Genomic DNA, 15,783 nt, shown 5'->3' with positions numbered 1-15,783 from the left:
GGGCGCCACCTCTCGGTGACGCCCCTTCGAAAGCGATCGTCAGTTGACGCGGGTGTCGTCGACCTGCTCCTCGTCGTCTTCGCCCGGGATGAAGACGTCGACCACGGTCACGTTGATCTCGGCGACCTTCATGCCGACGAGCTCCGTGATGGCCTGCGAGACGGCGGCACGCACGTTCGACGCGACGCGCTGGAGCTGCTCGGGGTAGTCCACCTGGATCGAGATGTCGGCGGCGACCTCGGTCTCGCCCACCTCGACGCTCACGCCCTGCGCGTGGTCCTTGGCACCGACGGCCTGGCGGATGTTGCCGATGACGCGAGCCGCGCCACCGCCGAGGGCGTGGACGCCCGGAACCTCGGCCGCGGCGATACCGGCGACCTTGGCGACGACGGCGTCGACGATGACCGTGGAGCCGCCGTCCTTCTTGGCAGTGGTGGGGGTGGCGGTGGTGATGGTGTCAGCCATGAGCGCTTCCTTCCGTCGTCTCCGGGACCGTCTGTCCCGCGATGTCATAGAGGAGACGCAGCGGGCGACCGATTCGTCACGACTTTCTTCCTGAGAGAAAGCTGAGCACCGCTCACACGTCGAAGAAGCCGCCGAACGGGTCTTCGGAATCACCGGTGTCGCGGGGGTCGTACTGCACGGTCTCGACGGCGAACAGAACGCGCGTATGGGCCGTGCAGAGCACGCTCATCCGGCGGTTGCCCACCACGACGAAGCTCTCGAATCGCCCTCCGCTGTGGACGGCGCTCTCGATGCGTTGCTGCAGATCCGCCAGATCCTGCCCCTGTGCGAGGGAGAAGGTCGCGTCGTCGACGACGATCTGAGCGCGCACCATCGTGTGCGCGTCGGTGTCCTGCACGTCATCCGTCTGCGGGCCGTCGAGCGGCGTCCCCGCGGAGTGCGATTCGCTCATAGCGGGACGCTAGGCACGATGAACGGGATCACGGACGGGGGTTGCGGCTCTTCTCGAGACGGAATAGCGGGCGGCCCACGGAGGTTGTCGTCGAGGTGACCGACGCGATCCCCTCCCTCTCTGTTCTCGACCTCGTGCCCGTGCGGCACGGGCAGACCAGCGCGCAGGCGGTGAGCGCCGCCCTCGACCTCGTCGAGCGCGCCGACCGCCTCGGGTACACCCGCTACTGGTTCGCCGAGCACCACAACATGCCCGCCGTGGCCTCGACCACTCCGCCCGTGCTGATCGCGGCCGCCGCGGCGCGCACGTCGCGCATCCGTGTGGGCTCGGGGGGCGTCATGCTGCCGAACCACTCCCCCCTCATCGTCGCCGAGCAGTTCGCCACCCTCGAGGCCCTCGCCCCGGGACGCATCGACCTGGGCATCGGCCGCGCCCCCGGCAGCGACCCCGTCATCACGCAGTTGCTGAACCGATCGGGCACCACGAGCGACGTTTCGCGCTTCCCCGACCACGTGACCGACATCATCGCGCTCACCTCCCCCGAGGGCGCCACCGTGCGGTTCACCTCGGGCACCGAGTACCAGGTGAAGGCGACACCCGCGGCATCCGGGATGCCGCAGGTGTGGCTGCTGGGCTCCAGCGACTACTCCGCGCAGCTCGCCGCCAGCTTCGGCCTGCCCTACGTGTTCGCGAACCACTTCTCGGGCGAAGGGCTCGAGCACGCGCTGCGGTTGTACCGCGACCAGTTCCGACCCAACGACTCGGGCGAAGGCCCGCGCACGTTCGTCACCGCCAACGTCGTCGCCGCCCCCACCGCCGAAGAGGCCGAGGAGCGCGCGCTGCCGCAGCTGCGCATGATGGCGCGACTGCGCACCAACCGTCCGCTCGTGCCGCTCGAGACCGTGGAGCAGGCCAAGGCCGATCCCTTCGACGCGATGGCGGAGTCGATCATGGCGTCCACCCGGCAGAAGTGGTTCGTCGGCACCGGCCCCGAGGTGCAGGGGCAGCTGGCTGCCTTCGCCGCGCAGTACGGGGTCGACGAGATCATGGTCTCGCCCGTCGCCGGCGCCTACGACAGCGAGGCGCTCGACTCGGTCGAGGGTCGCGCGCAGACCCTGGAGCTGATCGCCGAGAAGGCGGCCGTCGCGGCCTGACCCGGGGCGGGCTCCGGCGCGGCGACACGTCGCGGCGGGGCGGCAGCGATCTCGGCGGGTGGCGTACCGCGGGCGTCAGGCCTCGGGCTCGCCGCTCAGCAGGCCGCGCAGCCAGTCGCGCGCCTCGACGAACACGTCGTCGCTGTAGCGCTGCGGGTACCGCACGATGGCGCGGTCGGCGCGCGCGTACGAGCCGAGGAAGATGACCTTCGGGCTGAAGCGGCGAAGGCCCAGCAGCGCGTCGGCCATGCGCTCGTCGAGCACGTGCCCGTCGGCGTCGATGACGAAGCGATAGCGGCCGAGGGCGTCGCCGATGGGACGGGATGCCAGAAGGCTCAGGTTGATGCCCCGGGTGGCGAACTGCTCGAGCAGCTCGAGCAGGGCGCCGGGGTGGTCTTCGGGGAGCTCGACGATGAGTGACGTCTTGTCGGCGCCCGTCGGCGGAGCCGGGGCGACGGTGCGACTGACGAGCACGAAGCGGGTCACCGCGTTGGGGTTGTCGCCGATGTTCTCGGCCAGCACCGCGAGATCGTGGTGGGCGACGATGCCGGGGGCGGCGATCGCCGTGTCGGCGCCGCTCGTGCCGTCGAGCACGCCGAGGGCGCTGGCGACGTTGCTCTCGGCGGGCAGGTGCGCGTGGGCGGGGACGTTGTCGCTGAGCCAGCCGAGGCACTGCCCGTACGCGACGGGGTGCGCGGCGATGAGCGAGACGTCGGCGAGGGTCGCGCCCGGGCGGCCCACGAGCACGAAGTTCACCGGCACGAGGTATTCGCCGACGATGCGCAGGCCCGGCACGGTGGCCAGGGCGTCCTGCGCGGTGGACACGCCCCCGTCGACGGAGTTCTCGATGGCGATCATCGCGGCATCCGAGCGTCCCTCGACGACGTCGGCGAGCGCCTCGCCGACATTACGCACCGGCCGCCAGATCTGGTCGCGCGCCTCGGGCACCTGGGCGAGGGCTGCTTCGGTGAAGGTTCCCGCGGGACCCAGGTAGCTGTAGGTACGGCGGGCGGGCGGGTGTTCCGTGTCGGGCAGCACCGGCTCAGCCTAGTCCTCCGCGATCGGCACGCCGCCGCCCGCCCGACGAGGTCGGCGGTCCGTTTAGAACGCCTGCTCGATCCACGCGTCTCCCGAGACCCTCTCGCCGAGGAAGGTGCCCGTCGGTTCGGCGGTGCCCTCGTAGATCGGCGCGCCGCTGGCCGAGAACTCCTGATCCTGGAGCCGCGTCGAGATCAGCATGTCGGCGTCGAACGACGGGATCTGCACCCGGAACTGCTGCGCGTAGCTGTTGCCCGTCGAGGGGCTCGTCCACAGCTCGCCGACCGGGGTCATCGTGCTGGCGACGTAGTAGATCTCACCGTCCGGTTCCTGGATCGTGGCGAACGCGTCGACCGACACCCCGATCTCGGGCTTGTACCCCTCGCCGATGATGCCGGCGGTCGACAGCGTGTACCCGTTGTCGAGCTGGATGTCCTGCAGCAGCCAGCGCACGCGGGTGTCCGACGAGTTGCCGCCGAAGAACCCGTACTCGTGGTCCATCCAGGTGGTGCCGGTCACCTCGAAGGTCTCGCCCCCGAAGGTGATGGTGCCGGTCGCCTTCAGCCGGGTGAACGAGAAGTAGTAGTTGTCCTTCTTCAAGCTCTGGCTCGTCGCGCTGGGCTCCACTCCCGTTCCGAAGACGAACATCGGTCGGCCCTGCTGCGAGAACGTGAGGTCGAACTCGACCTCGTCCAGCGTCTTGGCGTCCTGGAGGACGGCCGTGACCGAGATGTCGCGCGTCGGGTCGGCCTGGGGCGCCGTCATGACGACGGAATGACGCACGGCCACCGCGGTGGCTCCCGAACCACCGCCGCCGACGAGGGTCACGGTCGGAGTGGTCGTGTACCCCGACCCGGGCTTCAGCAGGATGATCTGGGTCACTCCGCCCTTGTCGTCGAGGATCGCGACGGCGGAGGCCCCGGTGCCGTCACCCTCGAAGTGGACGGAGGGCGCCTCGGTGTAGCCGGAGCCCGTGTTCGTGACGCTGAACCCGCCGACCAGCCATGACGGGTCGCCCAGTCGCGCGTACCACGGCTTCGACGGGTCGCCCTCGGCCCAGGAGTTGACGTCGAACACCCCGATCGGCGAGGGTCCGTAGACCTGCGTGCGCTCGTAGTGGCGGCCCCCCTCGACGTCGCTGAGCGAGATCTGCGACATCCCGAAGTGCTGGCCGGTGAAGGAGGCGGCGTTGATGTCGAAGCCGAACACGCGATCGCCCGCCCGAAGGGTGCCGATGTGCCACCACCACTCGGTCGGAGCCCCCGCGTGCCGGTACATGTCCTTCGGCAGGCTGAGGACGACGTTCTCTTCGGGGACGGGAGCGGGCTTCGTCGTGCCCTTCCACAGCGGGTTCTCGGGAACGGGGACCGACGGCGCGGTCACTCCGCTCGGTTTCCCCTTCACGATCGCCACGATCGCCGCCACGACAAGTCCGATCCCGACGAAGCGGGCCCCCCACGACATACGTCTCATGGTCGGAGTGTAGTGACGACGGGTGTCGAGTGGGGTGTCGGTCTGTGGCGGCGCGATTCGGCCGCCCCCTCACCGTCGAACGGGCCCGGCGGCGAGCGTCGTGCGCACGATCGGAAGCGGTGCACCGAGCAAGGGATTCCCGCAGAATTGCGTCACGGCGTGTGCGCATGTCGGACGCAGCGGGCAGACTGGGCGCATGAGCAGTCGCGCAGGGCAGCCCGCAGAGGCATCCGATCTCATCGACATCGACGAACTGATCGCGGCGTATTACGACCGCAAACCGGATGCCGCGGTGCCCGAGCAGCGCGTCGCCTTCGGCACCAGTGGTCACCGGGGCTCGTCGCTGAGCACCAGCTTCAACGAAGACCACATCCTCGCCACCACCCAGGCGATCGTCGACTACCGCGCGGCGCAGGGCATCACGGGGCCCCTGTTCCTCGGCCGCGACACCCACGGACTGTCGCTGCCCGCCGAGCGCAGCGCCATCGAGGTGCTCGTCGCCAACGGCGTCGACGTGCGCGTCGATTCCCGTGACGCGTGGGTGCCGACGCCCGCTCTCAGCCACGCGATCCTCGCCTACAACACGGGCCGCGCGGCCGACGACCCGGGCCGCGCCGACGGCATCGTCGTGACCCCGTCGCACAATCCTCCGCGCGACGGCGGCTTCAAGTACAACCCGCCGCACGGCGGCCCCGCCGACACCGACGCCACGGGCTGGATCGCCGACCGTGCGAACGAACTGATCGCCGCGGGCCTGTCGGGCGTGCAGCGCACCCGCCACGCCGACATCGACCTCGAGAACCTCGGCCAGTACGACTTCCGCGACGCGTACGTGCGGGATCTGGCATCCATCATCGACATCGACGCCATCAAGAGCGCGGGCGTCCGCATGGGCGCCGACCCGCTGGGCGGGGCGTCGGTGGAGTACTGGGCGCTCATCGCCGAGGTGTACGGCCTCGACCTCACCGTGGTGAACCCCGAGGTCGACCCGACCTGGAAGTTCATGACGCTCGACTGGGACGAGAAGATCCGCATGGATCCCTCGTCGCCCTCGGCCATGGCCTCGCTCGTCGCCGCCCGCGCCGACTACGACATCCTCACGGGCAACGACGCCGATGCCGACCGCCACGGCATCGTGACGCCCGACGCGGGGCTGATGAACCCCAACCACTACCTGGCCGTCGCGATCGACTACCTGTTCTCGCACCGTCCGGGCTGGCCCGCCGACGCCGCGATCGGCAAGACGCTCGTGTCGTCGATGATCATCGACAAGGTCGCCGCCTCGCTCGGCAAGACGCTGCTCGAGGTGCCCGTGGGCTTCAAGTGGTTCGTGCCGGGGCTGCTCGACGGCTCCGTCGCCTTCGGCGGCGAGGAGTCGGCCGGGGCGTCGTTCCTGCGCACGGACGGCACGGTCTGGACCACCGACAAAGACGGCATCCTGCTGTGCCTGCTCGCCGCCGAGATCCTCGCCGTCACCGGCAAGACGCCGTCGCAGCGGTACGCCGAGCTCGAGGCCGAGTTCGGCGCCTCGGCCTACCAGCGCGTCGATGCTCCCGCGACGCCCGCGCAGAAGTCGACGCTGTCGAAGCTGTCACCCGATGCCGTGAGCGCCACCGAGCTGGCCGGCGAGCCGATCGTCGCCAAGCTCTCGCACGCTCCGGGCAACGGCGCGGCGATCGGCGGCCTCAAGGTGCAGACCGAGTCGGCCTGGTTCGCCGCGCGCCCCTCGGGCACCGAAGACGTCTACAAGCTGTACGCGGAGTCGCTGCGCGGCGAAGACCACCTGCGCGAGGTGCAGGAAGAGGCCCGCGCGGTCGTGTCCGCCGCTCTCGGCCAGGCCTGACGCGCGAGGAAGCGGCGTCGCCCTTCGGGGCGGCGCCGCTTTGGCTTGCTGCTCGCGGGCCGGGGCGCGTCGCAGGCCGGGGCGCGTCGCGGGCCGGGGTTACGGCATCCATAAACGCCGTTCCTGCGCATAAACACGACGCCTGCGCGTTTATGCGCAGGAAGAGCGTTTATGCGCGGGAGGGCGAGGCCCGCGCGCCGGTGGCCGGGGCCCGCGCGCCGGAGGGCGGGGCGAGCAAAGGCGTCTGCCGCACGCGCGTGCCCGAGACGGGATGCCGCGGCCCCGGCGCTCCGCGGAGCGTCGGGGCCGGGGCGATCGGGGTCAGGACGCGAAGGTCGCCGCGTCGATGACGAAGCGGTAGCGCACGTCGCTCTTCAGCACGCGCTCGTAGGCCTCGTTGATCTGGTCGGCCGAGATGACCTCGACCTCGGGGGCGATGCCGTTCTCGGCGCAGAAGTCGAGCATCTCCTGGGTCTCGCGGATGCCACCGATCGACGAACCGGCGAACGAGCGACGGTTCGTGAACAGCGTGAAGACCTGGATGGGCAGCGGCTCCGGCGGGGCGCCGACGTTGACCATCGTGCCGTTGAGCGTGAGCAGCCCGAGGTACTTCTTCAGCTCGAGGGGGGCGCTGACGGTGTTGACGATGAGGTCGAAGGTGTTCTTCAGCGTCGTGAAGGTCTCTTCGTCCTTGGTCGCGTAGTAGTGGTCGGCGCCCATCTTGAGGCCGTCGTCCTTCTTGCTCAGCGTCTGCGAGAGCACGGTGACCTCGGCGCCCATGGCGTGGGCGATCTTGACGGCCATGTGACCGAGACCGCCGAGGCCGACGATGGCCACCTTCTTGCCGGGGCCGGCGTTCCAGTGGTTCAGCGGCGAGTAGGTCGTGATGCCGGCGCACAGCAGCGGGGCGGCCTTGTCGTAGGGGATCGACTCGGGGACGCGCAGCACGAAGTGCTCGTCGACGACGATCTTCTCGCTGTAGCCGCCCTGCGTGATCGAGCCGTCGACGTCCTTACCGGCGTAGGTGCCGATGTTGCCCTTCTCGCAGTACTGCTCCTCGCCGGCGAGGCAGTTGTCGCACTCGCGGCACGAGTTGACCATGCAGCCGACGCCGACGCGGTCGCCGACCTTGTGCGAGGTGACCTCGGAGCCGATCTCGGCGACCGTTCCGACGATCTCGTGGCCCACCGTCAGGGGGTAGGGCACGTCGCCCCACTCGCCGCGGATGGTGTGGATGTCGGAGTGGCAGATGCCGGCGTAGGCGATGTCGATCAGGACGTCCTTCGGGCCGACGTCACGGCGCTCGATGGTCGTGGGCTCGAGGGGCGAAGTCGCGGACGACGCCGCGTAGGCGTTGACGTGCATGGGTCTCCTCAGGAGGGGTCGATGCGGATGCATCCATCCTCCCCCGGGCACGCCGAGGTCGGCGCGGGCTTGCACGGATGTGCGCGAGGTGCCACGACTCACGCGCGGGGGTGGGGGCGGGGGCTAGGACGGGCGGGTGAGCAGGGTGGCGAGGCGCGGGAGCTGCGCGGGGTCTTCGAGCGCTGATCCGACCGCGGCGACGCGCACCCCGGCATCCAGGAACTCGGCCGCGTTGCCGGCGTCGAGTCCCCCGGTGGCCACGAACCGCACGTCGGGGAACGGCCCGCGGATGACGCGGAACCACGCCGGACCCAGCCACGAGGCGGGGAACGCCTTGAGCCAGCGAAGCCCCAGCGACACCGCGAGCTGCACCTCGCTGGGCGTCGCCACCCCCGGCAGGATCGGGATGCCATGAGCCCGCGCCGCGGCCACCACCGCCGGGTCGAGGCCCGGGGAGACGAGGTACGCCGCGCCCGCGGCCCGGGCGACGGGCACCTGCGCCGGGTCGACGATCGTGCCGGCGCACACGCGCAGCCCGCGCTCGGCCGCGGCGGCGCACACAGCCCGCAGCGCCTCTTCGTCGGCGGGGGTCTGCAGGGGCACCTCGACGGCGTCGATGCCGAGGTCCCACGCGGTGGCCGCCACCGCGAGCGACCGCTCGCGGCCCATGCCGCGCAGGATCGCCATGAGCGGGGCTCCGGCGAACCGGGCGTCGAAGAAGGCGGTGGTGTCGTCAGCGGAAAGCATGGTCGCTCCGATCGAGAGGGCGAAGGGTGGATGCCGGCAGGGCGGCCGTGTCGTGCAGGGAGTCGCCGAGAGTGCGCAGGGTCAGCGCCGCGCGTTCGTGCCCCGCGGCGAGCCGGTCGGCGACCCCGAGCCCGCGGGAGCGGGCGGCGAGGTACCCGCCGGCGAAGGCGTCTCCGGCCCCCACCGCGTCGAGCACCTCGATCCGCAGCGCCGGGACGAACGTGCGCGCCTCGCCGTGGAAGGCCGTGGCGCCGACGTCACCGTCTTTCACGACGAGTTCCGCGACGCCGTCGAGAAGCGCCCGCACGTCGCTGTCGCGCGGGGTCGCCCACAGCGTCTCGGCCTCGTCGCGGCCGACGAAGACGACGTCGGCGGCCGTTGCGAGGTCGGCGAGGACGGGGCCCGCGTCCGCCGCCGACCACAGCGCCGCGCGGTGGTTCACGTCGAAGCTCACCGTGACCCCGAGCGCACGCGCCCGCGCCATCGCCGCGACGAGGAACGCCCGGGCGGACGACGACAGGGCGGCGGTGATCCCCGAGACGTGCAGCACGTCGACCCCGGCGAGGGCCAGGTCGTCGGCGTCGTCCTCGGCGAGGGCCGAGGCCGCCGACCCGCGGCGGTAGTACCGCACGCCCCGGCCCGGGTCCTTCACGTACAGACCGGTGGGGCGGTCGGGGTCGCGGACGACCGACGCCGCATCGACGCCCCGGGCGGCGACCTGCCGCAGCACGCGATCGCCGAGGGCGTCGGCGCCGAGGCGACTGTGCCAGCGCGCCGTCATCCCGAGCGCGGCGGCGTGGGCGGCGACGTTCGATTCCGCCCCGCCCGCGTCGACGAGGAAGGCCGCGGCATCGACGACCCCTCCCCCGTCGGAGGGCGCGAGCATCGCCATCGTCTCGCCGACGGCGAGCAGCACCCCCGTCATCAGCGCAGGTCGGTGATGGGCGCGGCATCCATGTCGTCGAAGGCCTGGTTCTCGCCCGCCATCGCCCACACGAACGAGTACGCCGCCGTGCCGACCCCCGAGTGCAGCGACCAGCTCGGCGAGATGACGGCCTGGCGGTCGCCCACGATGAGGTGACGCGTCTCTTCGCGCTCGCCCATCAGGTGCACGACGCGGGCGTCGGCGGGCACGTCGAAGTAGAGGTAGCACTCGGTGCGCCGGTCGTGCGTGTGGGCCGGCATCGTGTTCCACATCGAGCCCGGGTGCAGCTGGGTCACGCCCATGACGATCTGGCAGCTCTGCACGCCGTTCTCGTGGATGTACTGGTTCAGCGTGCGGCGATTGCTCGTGACCTGGTCGCCGAGCTCGCGCACCGTTCCCTCACCGGGCGACACCAGCGCCGCGGGGTAGCTCGTGTGCGCGGGCGCCGAGAAGAGATAGAACTGCGCCCCGTCGGCGTCGGTGCCCGCGTCGGCGAACACGACGTCGCGGATGCCGCGTCCCAGGTACAGGCACGCGCCGGTGACGAGCTCGTACACCTCGCCGTCGGCGGTGACGGTGCCGGCCCCGCCGACGTTGACGATGCCCACCTCGCGGTGCTCGAGGAAGTACTCGCTGCGGATCTCGGGATAGCCGGTGAGGGGCAGCGGAGCGCCCGCCGGCACGGCACCGCCCAGCACGATGCGGTCGTGGTGCGTGTAGGTCAACCGCACCTCGCCGGCGACGAAGAGGTCGTCGATGAGGAAACGCTCGCGCAGGTCGGCGGTGTCCATGCCGGGGATCTGCGCGGGGTGGGTCGCGTAGCGCTGGGGGATGGAGGCGGTCATGCGATTCTCCTGGGGTTCGGGGTCGGGAAGGCGAGGGGCGGAGCGGGCGGTGTCAGCGCACGAGCCAGCCGCCGTCGACGGGGATCACCGTGCCGGTGACGTAGGCGGCGGCGTCGGAGGCGAGGAACACGAACGCGCCCTGCAGGTCGCCCGGGGTCCCCCAGCGTCCGGCGGGGATGCGCGCGAGGATCGAGGCCTCGCGGTCGGCGTCGGCGCGGATGGGGGCGGTGTTGTCGGTCGCCATGTATCCCGGGGCGATCGCGTTGACGGTGACCCCCGAGGCCGCCCACTCGTTGGCGAGGGCTTTGGTGAGTCCCGCGACGGCGTGCTTGGAGGCCGCGTAGCCGGGCACGAGGATGCCGCCCTGGAACGACAGCATCGAGGCGACGTTGACGATGCGCCCCCAGCCCTGCGCGATCATGCGACGGCCGGCGGCCTGCGAGAGGTGGAACACGGCGTCGAGGTTGACGGCGAGCACGTCGTCCCAGTCGGCGGCGCCGTGCTCGGCGGCGGGGGCGCGGCGGATGGTGCCGGCGTTGTTGACGAGGATGTCGACGCGGCCGAGGACGTCGGCCGCCTCGTCGATCGCCGCGGCGAGCTCGTCGCGGGTGGCCGAGACGAAGTCGCGGTGCACGGTGTGCACGCGCCGCCCGAGCCCGCGAGCGAGTTCGGCGGTGTGCTCGGCGTCGCCGCGGTCGATGAGCACGAGGTCGGCGCCCGCCTCGGCGAGAGCGAGGGCCGCACCCTGGCCGAGGCCGCGGCTCGAGCCGGTGACGACGGCGACGCGGCCGTCGAGGCGGAAGGTGTCGAGGATCATGCGGGTGCTCCCGAGGGTGAGGTGAAGACGGTGGTCAGCTCGCCGATCCCCGCGACGCGCACGGTCACGGCGTCGCCGGGGGCGAGCGGTCGGTGCGCGGCTTGCGCGGCGGCCAGCTTCTGCGGCGTGCCGGTCGAGACGACGTCGCCGGGCTCGAGGGTCAGCACCTGGCTGAGGTAGTGCACGACGAAGGCGACCGAGAAGATCGTCGTCGCCGTCGACTGCGACACGGTGACCCGGCCGTCGCGCACGACCTCGACGACGAGGTCCTGCGGATCGATCTCGTCGGCGGTGACCATCCAGGGCCCCAGCGGCGCGAACCCGTCGAAGCACTTGCCCAGCGCCCACTGGCTCTGTCGGCGCTGCCACGACCGGTCGGACACGTCGTTGAGCAGGGTGTAGCCCGCGACGTACGACAGGGCGTCGTCGAGCGATACCCCGTGCGCCCGTCGGCCGATGACGACGGCGATCTCCCCCTCGTAGTCGACGTCGTCGGCCACGGCGGGGATCACGACGGGATCGGCCGGACCGCCCAGCGTGTTCGCCGTCTTCACGAACACGTCCGGCGTGGCCGGGTCGTCGGCGGTGGGGTCGACCCCGTCGGGCACGTGCCCGCGGTAGTTGTACCCCAGGCACAGCAGCGAGCGCGGCACGACCGGCGCGCGCAGCGCCGAGGGGTCGAGCGGCGGCAGGGTCTCGGCATCCGCGGTGGCGACGAGATCCCGGATGCCGTCGAGCTCGGCGAACAGCTCGGGCAGCGGCCGGGGGCCGAGGTCGAGCAGGCGGTCGCCGGAGCTCGCCGACAGCACGGCGACCGAACGCTCACCGCCGTCGGCGGCGACCCGCGCGAGCCTCACCACACCGGCCGCCAGTCGGGACGGGCGGCGCGGGCGAGCGCCTCGAAGTAGAAGTAGTCGCCCCAGAGGGTGCCCTCGTCGACTCCGACGTTCTTGGGCAGGTCGTAGACGCTGTGCAGCAGCACCGTGTCGGCGTCGGCGGCCTCGGCCGGGGTGTAGCGGGCGATGAGCGAGGCCAGGATGCGGTCGGCCGCCGCGCGCCACCGTTCGGCGTTCGCGGGATCGGCGGCGGCGAGCTCGTACAGACCGCACACCGCGATCGCTCCCGCGGAGCTGTCGCGGGGGGCCTCGGCGCCGTCGTTGTAGACGAGGTCCCAGTAGGGCACGTCGTCGGCGGGGAGGTGCGAGAGGAAGTACTCTGCGCACGTGCGCGACGCGGCCAGCAGCGAGTCGTCGCCGGTCGCACGGTGGTTCAGCGCGAAGCCGTAGATGCCCCACGCCTGCCCGCGCGCCCAGCACGAGTCGTCGAACGCCCCCTGCTCGGTCGCCCCGCGCAGGGGCTCGCCCGTCGCGGCATCCCAGTAGAAGGTGTGGAAGGTCGAACCGTCGGGCCGCAGGATGTGTCGACGCAGCTCGGTGGTGTGCCGGGCGACGACCTCGCCGAAGCGGGGATCGTCGGTCTGCTCGCCCGCCCAGGTGAGCAGCGGCATGTTCATGAGGCTGTCGATGATCGTGCGTCCGCGCTGAGCGGGGTCGGCGAGGTTGCCCCACGCCTGGATCACGCCGGCCGACGGCAGGTACCGCGACATGAGGTGCTCGGCCGCCGAGAGCGCGGCGGCACGGGCGTCCCCCGCACGCTCGTCGTCGGCGAGCAGGCGCGTCGGGGCCACGCACGACAGCGTGTATAGGAACCCCAGGTCGTGCGTGTCGAGGTCTTCCTCGTCGCGGACGCGGCGGCCGAAGTCGGCGGCGTGCGCGAGGGCCGCGTCGCGGAAGTCGGCGTCGCCGGTGAGGTCGAAGGCGATCCACTGCATGCCCGGCCAGAAGCTGGTGGTCCACCCGCGGTTGGCGCCCTCGTCGAATCCGGGCACCGCCGGTCGCAGGTCGTACCGGTTGTCCCGGGTGGTGTCGTCGGGGTAGCGCGTGCCAAACGCGGCGATGTTGGCCCGGATCGTGGCCAGCACCTGCGCGATGGCGCGGTCGGTGTCCACCCGCGCGGTGGGAGGGGAGGTCGTCATTCGGGGAATCCTTCTGATCAGACGGCGACGGTGGCGTCGGCCGGAAGCACGGGGCGGAGGGCGAAGCGGGCGTTGGCCCAGACGAGGTACAGCGCGGGCGCGGCGGTGAGGCCGAGCGCCAGCGCGGGCGAGGTGGTGAACAGCACGGCCTGCCCCGCGAGCACGAGCAGGCTCACCGCGCTGAGGTACCAGCGGCGCACCGCCAGCACCGCGGCGGTCGAGAGCAGCACGCGCAGCGGCGTCCCGGGGGCCTCGACGAGGGCGGTCAGCGCCACCGGCGTCGTCGCGAGGGCGAGCAGCGCCACCGTCGCGCAGAGGGGGACGACCACGACGGCCCAGGATGCCGCCGACACGGCGCGCACGTCGACCACGACGATCGCGAGCACCACCGCGACGAGCGCGCCGATGACCAAGGCCTTCGGGGCGCTGGCGCGCCACCCCGCCCCGAAGGTGCGGATCACCCGTCCGTCGCCGAGGCCGTGCGCGCGGAAGGCCGTCAGAGCCCCGGCGAGGGCGGGCGCGGCGAGGGGAGCGGCGATCGCCAGCAGGGGCCACGACATCACCGGGTCGGTGGTGAGCAGCAGGAACACCAGGGGGGCGCAGCCGATCAGCAGCAGCAGATTGACCATGAGCCCGAGGTAGACCGTCGAGAAGATGTTCGCGTAGGTGTCGTGAGAGATGCGGCGCATGGCTCAGCCCTTCATTCCGCTGGTCGCGATGCCCTCGACGAAGTACTTCTGCCCGAAGAGGAACACGATCGCGATCGGCACGACCGACATCGTCAGACCCGCGAACAGCAGGGCGTAGTTGGCGTCGTACAGCGTGCTGACGAAGCTCTGCAGCCCGAGCTGGATGGTCCAGAGGTCGGGGCTGCGCAGGTAGATCAGCGGCCCGAGGTAGTCGTTCCACGTGCCGACGAAGGTCAGCATGGTGAGGCTGGCGATGGCGGGGACCGACAGGGGCACCATGATGCGCGCCCAGATGCCGTACTCGCTGAGGCCGTCGAGACGCGCAGCCTCGGAGAGGTCCTCGGGGATGGTGTCGTAGTACTGCTTCATGAGGAACACCCCGAAGGCGCCGAACGCCTGGATGAGGATGATCGCCCAGAGGGTGTTCGAGACCTTGGCGTTGGAGAGCAGGATGAACTGCGGGATCATGTACGACTGCCACGGCACGGCGATCGTGCCGATGTACACGAGGAACAGCACGTCGCGTCCGGGGAACCGCATGCGGGAGAAGCCGTAGGCGGCGAACGAGCCCGTCAGCACCTGCAGGAAGGTCACGACGACCGCCAGCACGAGGGTGTTGCGGATCCACGTCAGCATGCCGGACTGCGTCCAGATGTCGATGTAGTTGCTCCACACCCACGTCTCGGGGAACCACTTCACGGGAGCGCTGAACACGTCGTTGGGCGTCTTCAGCGAGCTCATGATCATCCAGAAGAACGGCATGAGCAGCGCTGCCGCGGCGAGGATCATCACGGCGTAGCCGACGATGCGCCCCACCCGGCGGACGGGTCGCGCGGAGCCGGCGACCGGTCGGCGACGCGGCGGCTTGGCGCCGGCCGTCACGAGCGTGCGGGTCGCGTCGGGAACGAGGAGGTCGGTCATCAGGCGTCCCGCTTCTTGTTGAGGAAGAACTGCACCAGGGTCACCACGATGCACAGCAGGAAGAGCACGATCGAGGCCGCCGAGGCGTACCCGAACTGGTTCTCCTGGAAGCCCTTCTGGTAGATGAACTGCGAGAGCACGAGCGTGGACTGCCCGGGCCCGCCCTGGGTCATCACGAGGATCAGGTCGAAGATCTTGAACGAGTTGATGGTGAGCATCACGGTGACGAAGAACGTCGTCGGCCGCAGGCACGGGAGCGTGACGTTCACGAAGCGCTGCCAGACGTTGGCACCGTCGACGCGGGCCGCCTCCTGCAGCTCGCGCGGGATGGTCTGCAGCCCCGCGAGGAAGAGGATCATGTAGTACCCCATGTCGCGCCAGGTGCTGATGATGACGACGGCGGGCATGGCCCACTCCGACGAGGTGAGCCATCCGGGCGGGTTCTGCAGCCCGAAGAAGCGCAGGATCTCGTTGATGGGGCCATACTCGGGGCTGAACAGCAGGTTCCACACCACGGCGATCGCGACGATCGAGGTGATGTAGGGGAAGAACGCCGCCGTGCGGAAGAACGCGACCCCGCGCAGCTTGTTGTTCAGCAGCAGCGCGAGTCCCAGCGCGACGATCATCGTCAGCGGGATGTGCAGCGCCGCGTAGTAGAGCGTGTTGAACAGGGCGATGCGGAAGCTGCCGTCGCCCAGGAGTCGCTCGAAATTGGCCAGGCCCACGAACGCCGACGAGCCGAAGACGTTCCAGTTCGTCATCGACATGTAGAACAGCGTCACGACGGGCACGAGCGTCAGGGCGGCGAAGCCGAGGAAGTTGGGGAGGATGAAGCTCCACCCGATGAGGGTGCTGCGAAGCGTCAGACGCGAGCGGCGTCGCTCGCCGTGACGCCCGGTCTTCGGCGCCCGCGGGCGCGTGTCGGCGATGGTCGCCATGGTGTCTCCAGATCTCGAGGGGATCTCAGGGGTGGCCGGCCCGGACGTGGGCGCCGGGCCGGCCACCGGTGGTCGCG

General features: G+C 70.9%; 16 protein-coding genes. 2 read left to right on the top strand and 14 right to left on the bottom strand.

Annotated features, from left to right (window positions below):
- Nucleotides 1-39: 39 nt before the first annotated feature.
- Together ASG45_RS03935 and ASG45_RS03930 are read right to left on the bottom strand one after the other, a co-directional pair.
- Nucleotides 40-465 carry an Asp23/Gls24 family envelope stress response protein gene (locus ASG45_RS03935; protein WP_055832939.1) on the bottom strand — a complete coding sequence of 142 codons (426 nt, stop codon included), beginning with the start codon at nucleotides 463-465 and terminating at the stop codon, nucleotides 40-42.
- Nucleotides 466-577: 112 nt separating this feature from the next.
- Entirely contained in the window at nucleotides 578-916 is a 339-nt protein-coding gene (locus tag ASG45_RS03930) for a hypothetical protein (protein ID WP_235560627.1), read from the bottom strand.
- 95 nt (nucleotides 917-1,011) lie between these two features.
- Here ASG45_RS03930 and ASG45_RS03925 point away from each other — a divergent pair, with 95 nt between their 5' ends.
- A complete protein-coding gene (locus ASG45_RS03925) occupies nucleotides 1,012-2,070 on the top strand; it encodes an LLM class flavin-dependent oxidoreductase (protein WP_055832937.1) in 1,059 nt (352 codons plus the stop codon).
- A 75-nt stretch (nucleotides 2,071-2,145) separates the two neighbouring features.
- On the opposite strand, the gene pheA is transcribed toward ASG45_RS03925, so the two are convergent.
- Both pheA and ASG45_RS03915 read right to left on the bottom strand, forming a co-directional pair.
- Nucleotides 2,146-3,108, bottom strand: coding sequence for a prephenate dehydratase (gene pheA / locus ASG45_RS03920; RefSeq protein WP_055832935.1), 963 nt, complete (start codon nucleotides 3,106-3,108; stop codon nucleotides 2,146-2,148).
- A 63-nt stretch (nucleotides 3,109-3,171) separates the two neighbouring features.
- The gene (locus tag ASG45_RS03915; protein ID WP_082516438.1) at nucleotides 3,172-4,581 is read right to left on the bottom strand and encodes a lipocalin-like domain-containing protein; all 1,410 of its coding nucleotides are present in this window, start codon (nucleotides 4,579-4,581) and stop codon (nucleotides 3,172-3,174) included.
- A gap of 196 nt (nucleotides 4,582-4,777) precedes the next feature.
- Between ASG45_RS03915 and pgm the strand changes: the two genes are divergently transcribed.
- Nucleotides 4,778-6,424, top strand: a complete 1,647-nt coding sequence (gene pgm, locus ASG45_RS03910; RefSeq protein ID WP_055832931.1) for a phosphoglucomutase (alpha-D-glucose-1,6-bisphosphate-dependent) — start codon at nucleotides 4,778-4,780, stop codon at nucleotides 6,422-6,424.
- A gap of 321 nt (nucleotides 6,425-6,745) precedes the next feature.
- Here pgm and ASG45_RS03905 read toward each other — a convergent pair whose 3' ends face one another.
- From ASG45_RS03905 to ASG45_RS03860, 10 genes are all read right to left on the bottom strand, one after another.
- A complete protein-coding gene (locus tag ASG45_RS03905; protein WP_055832929.1) occupies nucleotides 6,746-7,789 on the bottom strand; it encodes an NAD(P)-dependent alcohol dehydrogenase in 1,044 nt (347 codons plus the stop codon).
- 123 nt (nucleotides 7,790-7,912) lie between these two features.
- Nucleotides 7,913-8,536, bottom strand: a complete 624-nt coding sequence (locus ASG45_RS03900; RefSeq protein ID WP_055832927.1) for a bifunctional 4-hydroxy-2-oxoglutarate aldolase/2-dehydro-3-deoxy-phosphogluconate aldolase — start codon at nucleotides 8,534-8,536, stop codon at nucleotides 7,913-7,915.
- Nucleotides 8,523-9,461 carry a sugar kinase gene (locus tag ASG45_RS03895; protein ID WP_055832925.1) on the bottom strand — a complete coding sequence of 313 codons (939 nt, stop codon included), beginning with the start codon at nucleotides 9,459-9,461 and terminating at the stop codon, nucleotides 8,523-8,525. The genes ASG45_RS03900 and ASG45_RS03895 overlap by 14 nt, the downstream gene beginning before the upstream one ends.
- A complete protein-coding gene (gene kduI / locus ASG45_RS03890) occupies nucleotides 9,461-10,306 on the bottom strand; it encodes a 5-dehydro-4-deoxy-D-glucuronate isomerase (protein ID WP_055832924.1) in 846 nt (281 codons plus the stop codon). Before kduI ends, ASG45_RS03895 begins: the two co-directional genes overlap by 1 nt.
- A 52-nt stretch (nucleotides 10,307-10,358) precedes the next feature.
- On the bottom strand, nucleotides 10,359-11,123 hold the full coding sequence (kduD, locus tag ASG45_RS03885; RefSeq protein WP_055832921.1) for a 2-dehydro-3-deoxy-D-gluconate 5-dehydrogenase KduD: 765 nt from the start codon (nucleotides 11,121-11,123) through the stop codon (nucleotides 10,359-10,361).
- Nucleotides 11,120-11,983, bottom strand: a complete 864-nt coding sequence (locus ASG45_RS03880) for a fumarylacetoacetate hydrolase family protein (RefSeq protein ID WP_055832920.1) — start codon at nucleotides 11,981-11,983, stop codon at nucleotides 11,120-11,122. The genes kduD and ASG45_RS03880 overlap by 4 nt, the downstream gene beginning before the upstream one ends.
- Complete coding sequence (locus tag ASG45_RS03875) at nucleotides 11,977-13,158, bottom strand: glycoside hydrolase family 88 protein (protein WP_055832917.1); 1,182 nt, start codon at nucleotides 13,156-13,158, stop codon at nucleotides 11,977-11,979. Before ASG45_RS03875 ends, ASG45_RS03880 begins: the two co-directional genes overlap by 7 nt.
- 17 nt (nucleotides 13,159-13,175) lie before the next feature.
- Complete coding sequence (locus tag ASG45_RS03870; protein ID WP_055832916.1) at nucleotides 13,176-13,847, bottom strand: hypothetical protein; 672 nt, start codon at nucleotides 13,845-13,847, stop codon at nucleotides 13,176-13,178.
- A gap of 3 nt (nucleotides 13,848-13,850) precedes the next feature.
- Nucleotides 13,851-14,768 carry a carbohydrate ABC transporter permease gene (locus ASG45_RS03865; RefSeq protein WP_055832913.1) on the bottom strand — a complete coding sequence of 306 codons (918 nt, stop codon included), beginning with the start codon at nucleotides 14,766-14,768 and terminating at the stop codon, nucleotides 13,851-13,853.
- Nucleotides 14,768-15,706 (bottom strand): carbohydrate ABC transporter permease, encoded by a 939-nt coding sequence (locus ASG45_RS03860; protein WP_055832911.1) that lies wholly within the window; start codon nucleotides 15,704-15,706, stop codon nucleotides 14,768-14,770. The genes ASG45_RS03865 and ASG45_RS03860 overlap by 1 nt, the downstream gene beginning before the upstream one ends.
- Nucleotides 15,707-15,783 lie beyond the last annotated feature (77 nt).

It is taken from the genome of Microbacterium sp. Leaf436, assembly GCF_001424715.1.
Classification (GTDB): domain Bacteria; phylum Actinomycetota; class Actinomycetes; order Actinomycetales; family Microbacteriaceae; genus Microbacterium.
The sequence above is the reverse complement of the archived record's forward strand: the minus strand, read 5'-3'. Positions and strand labels throughout refer to the sequence as shown.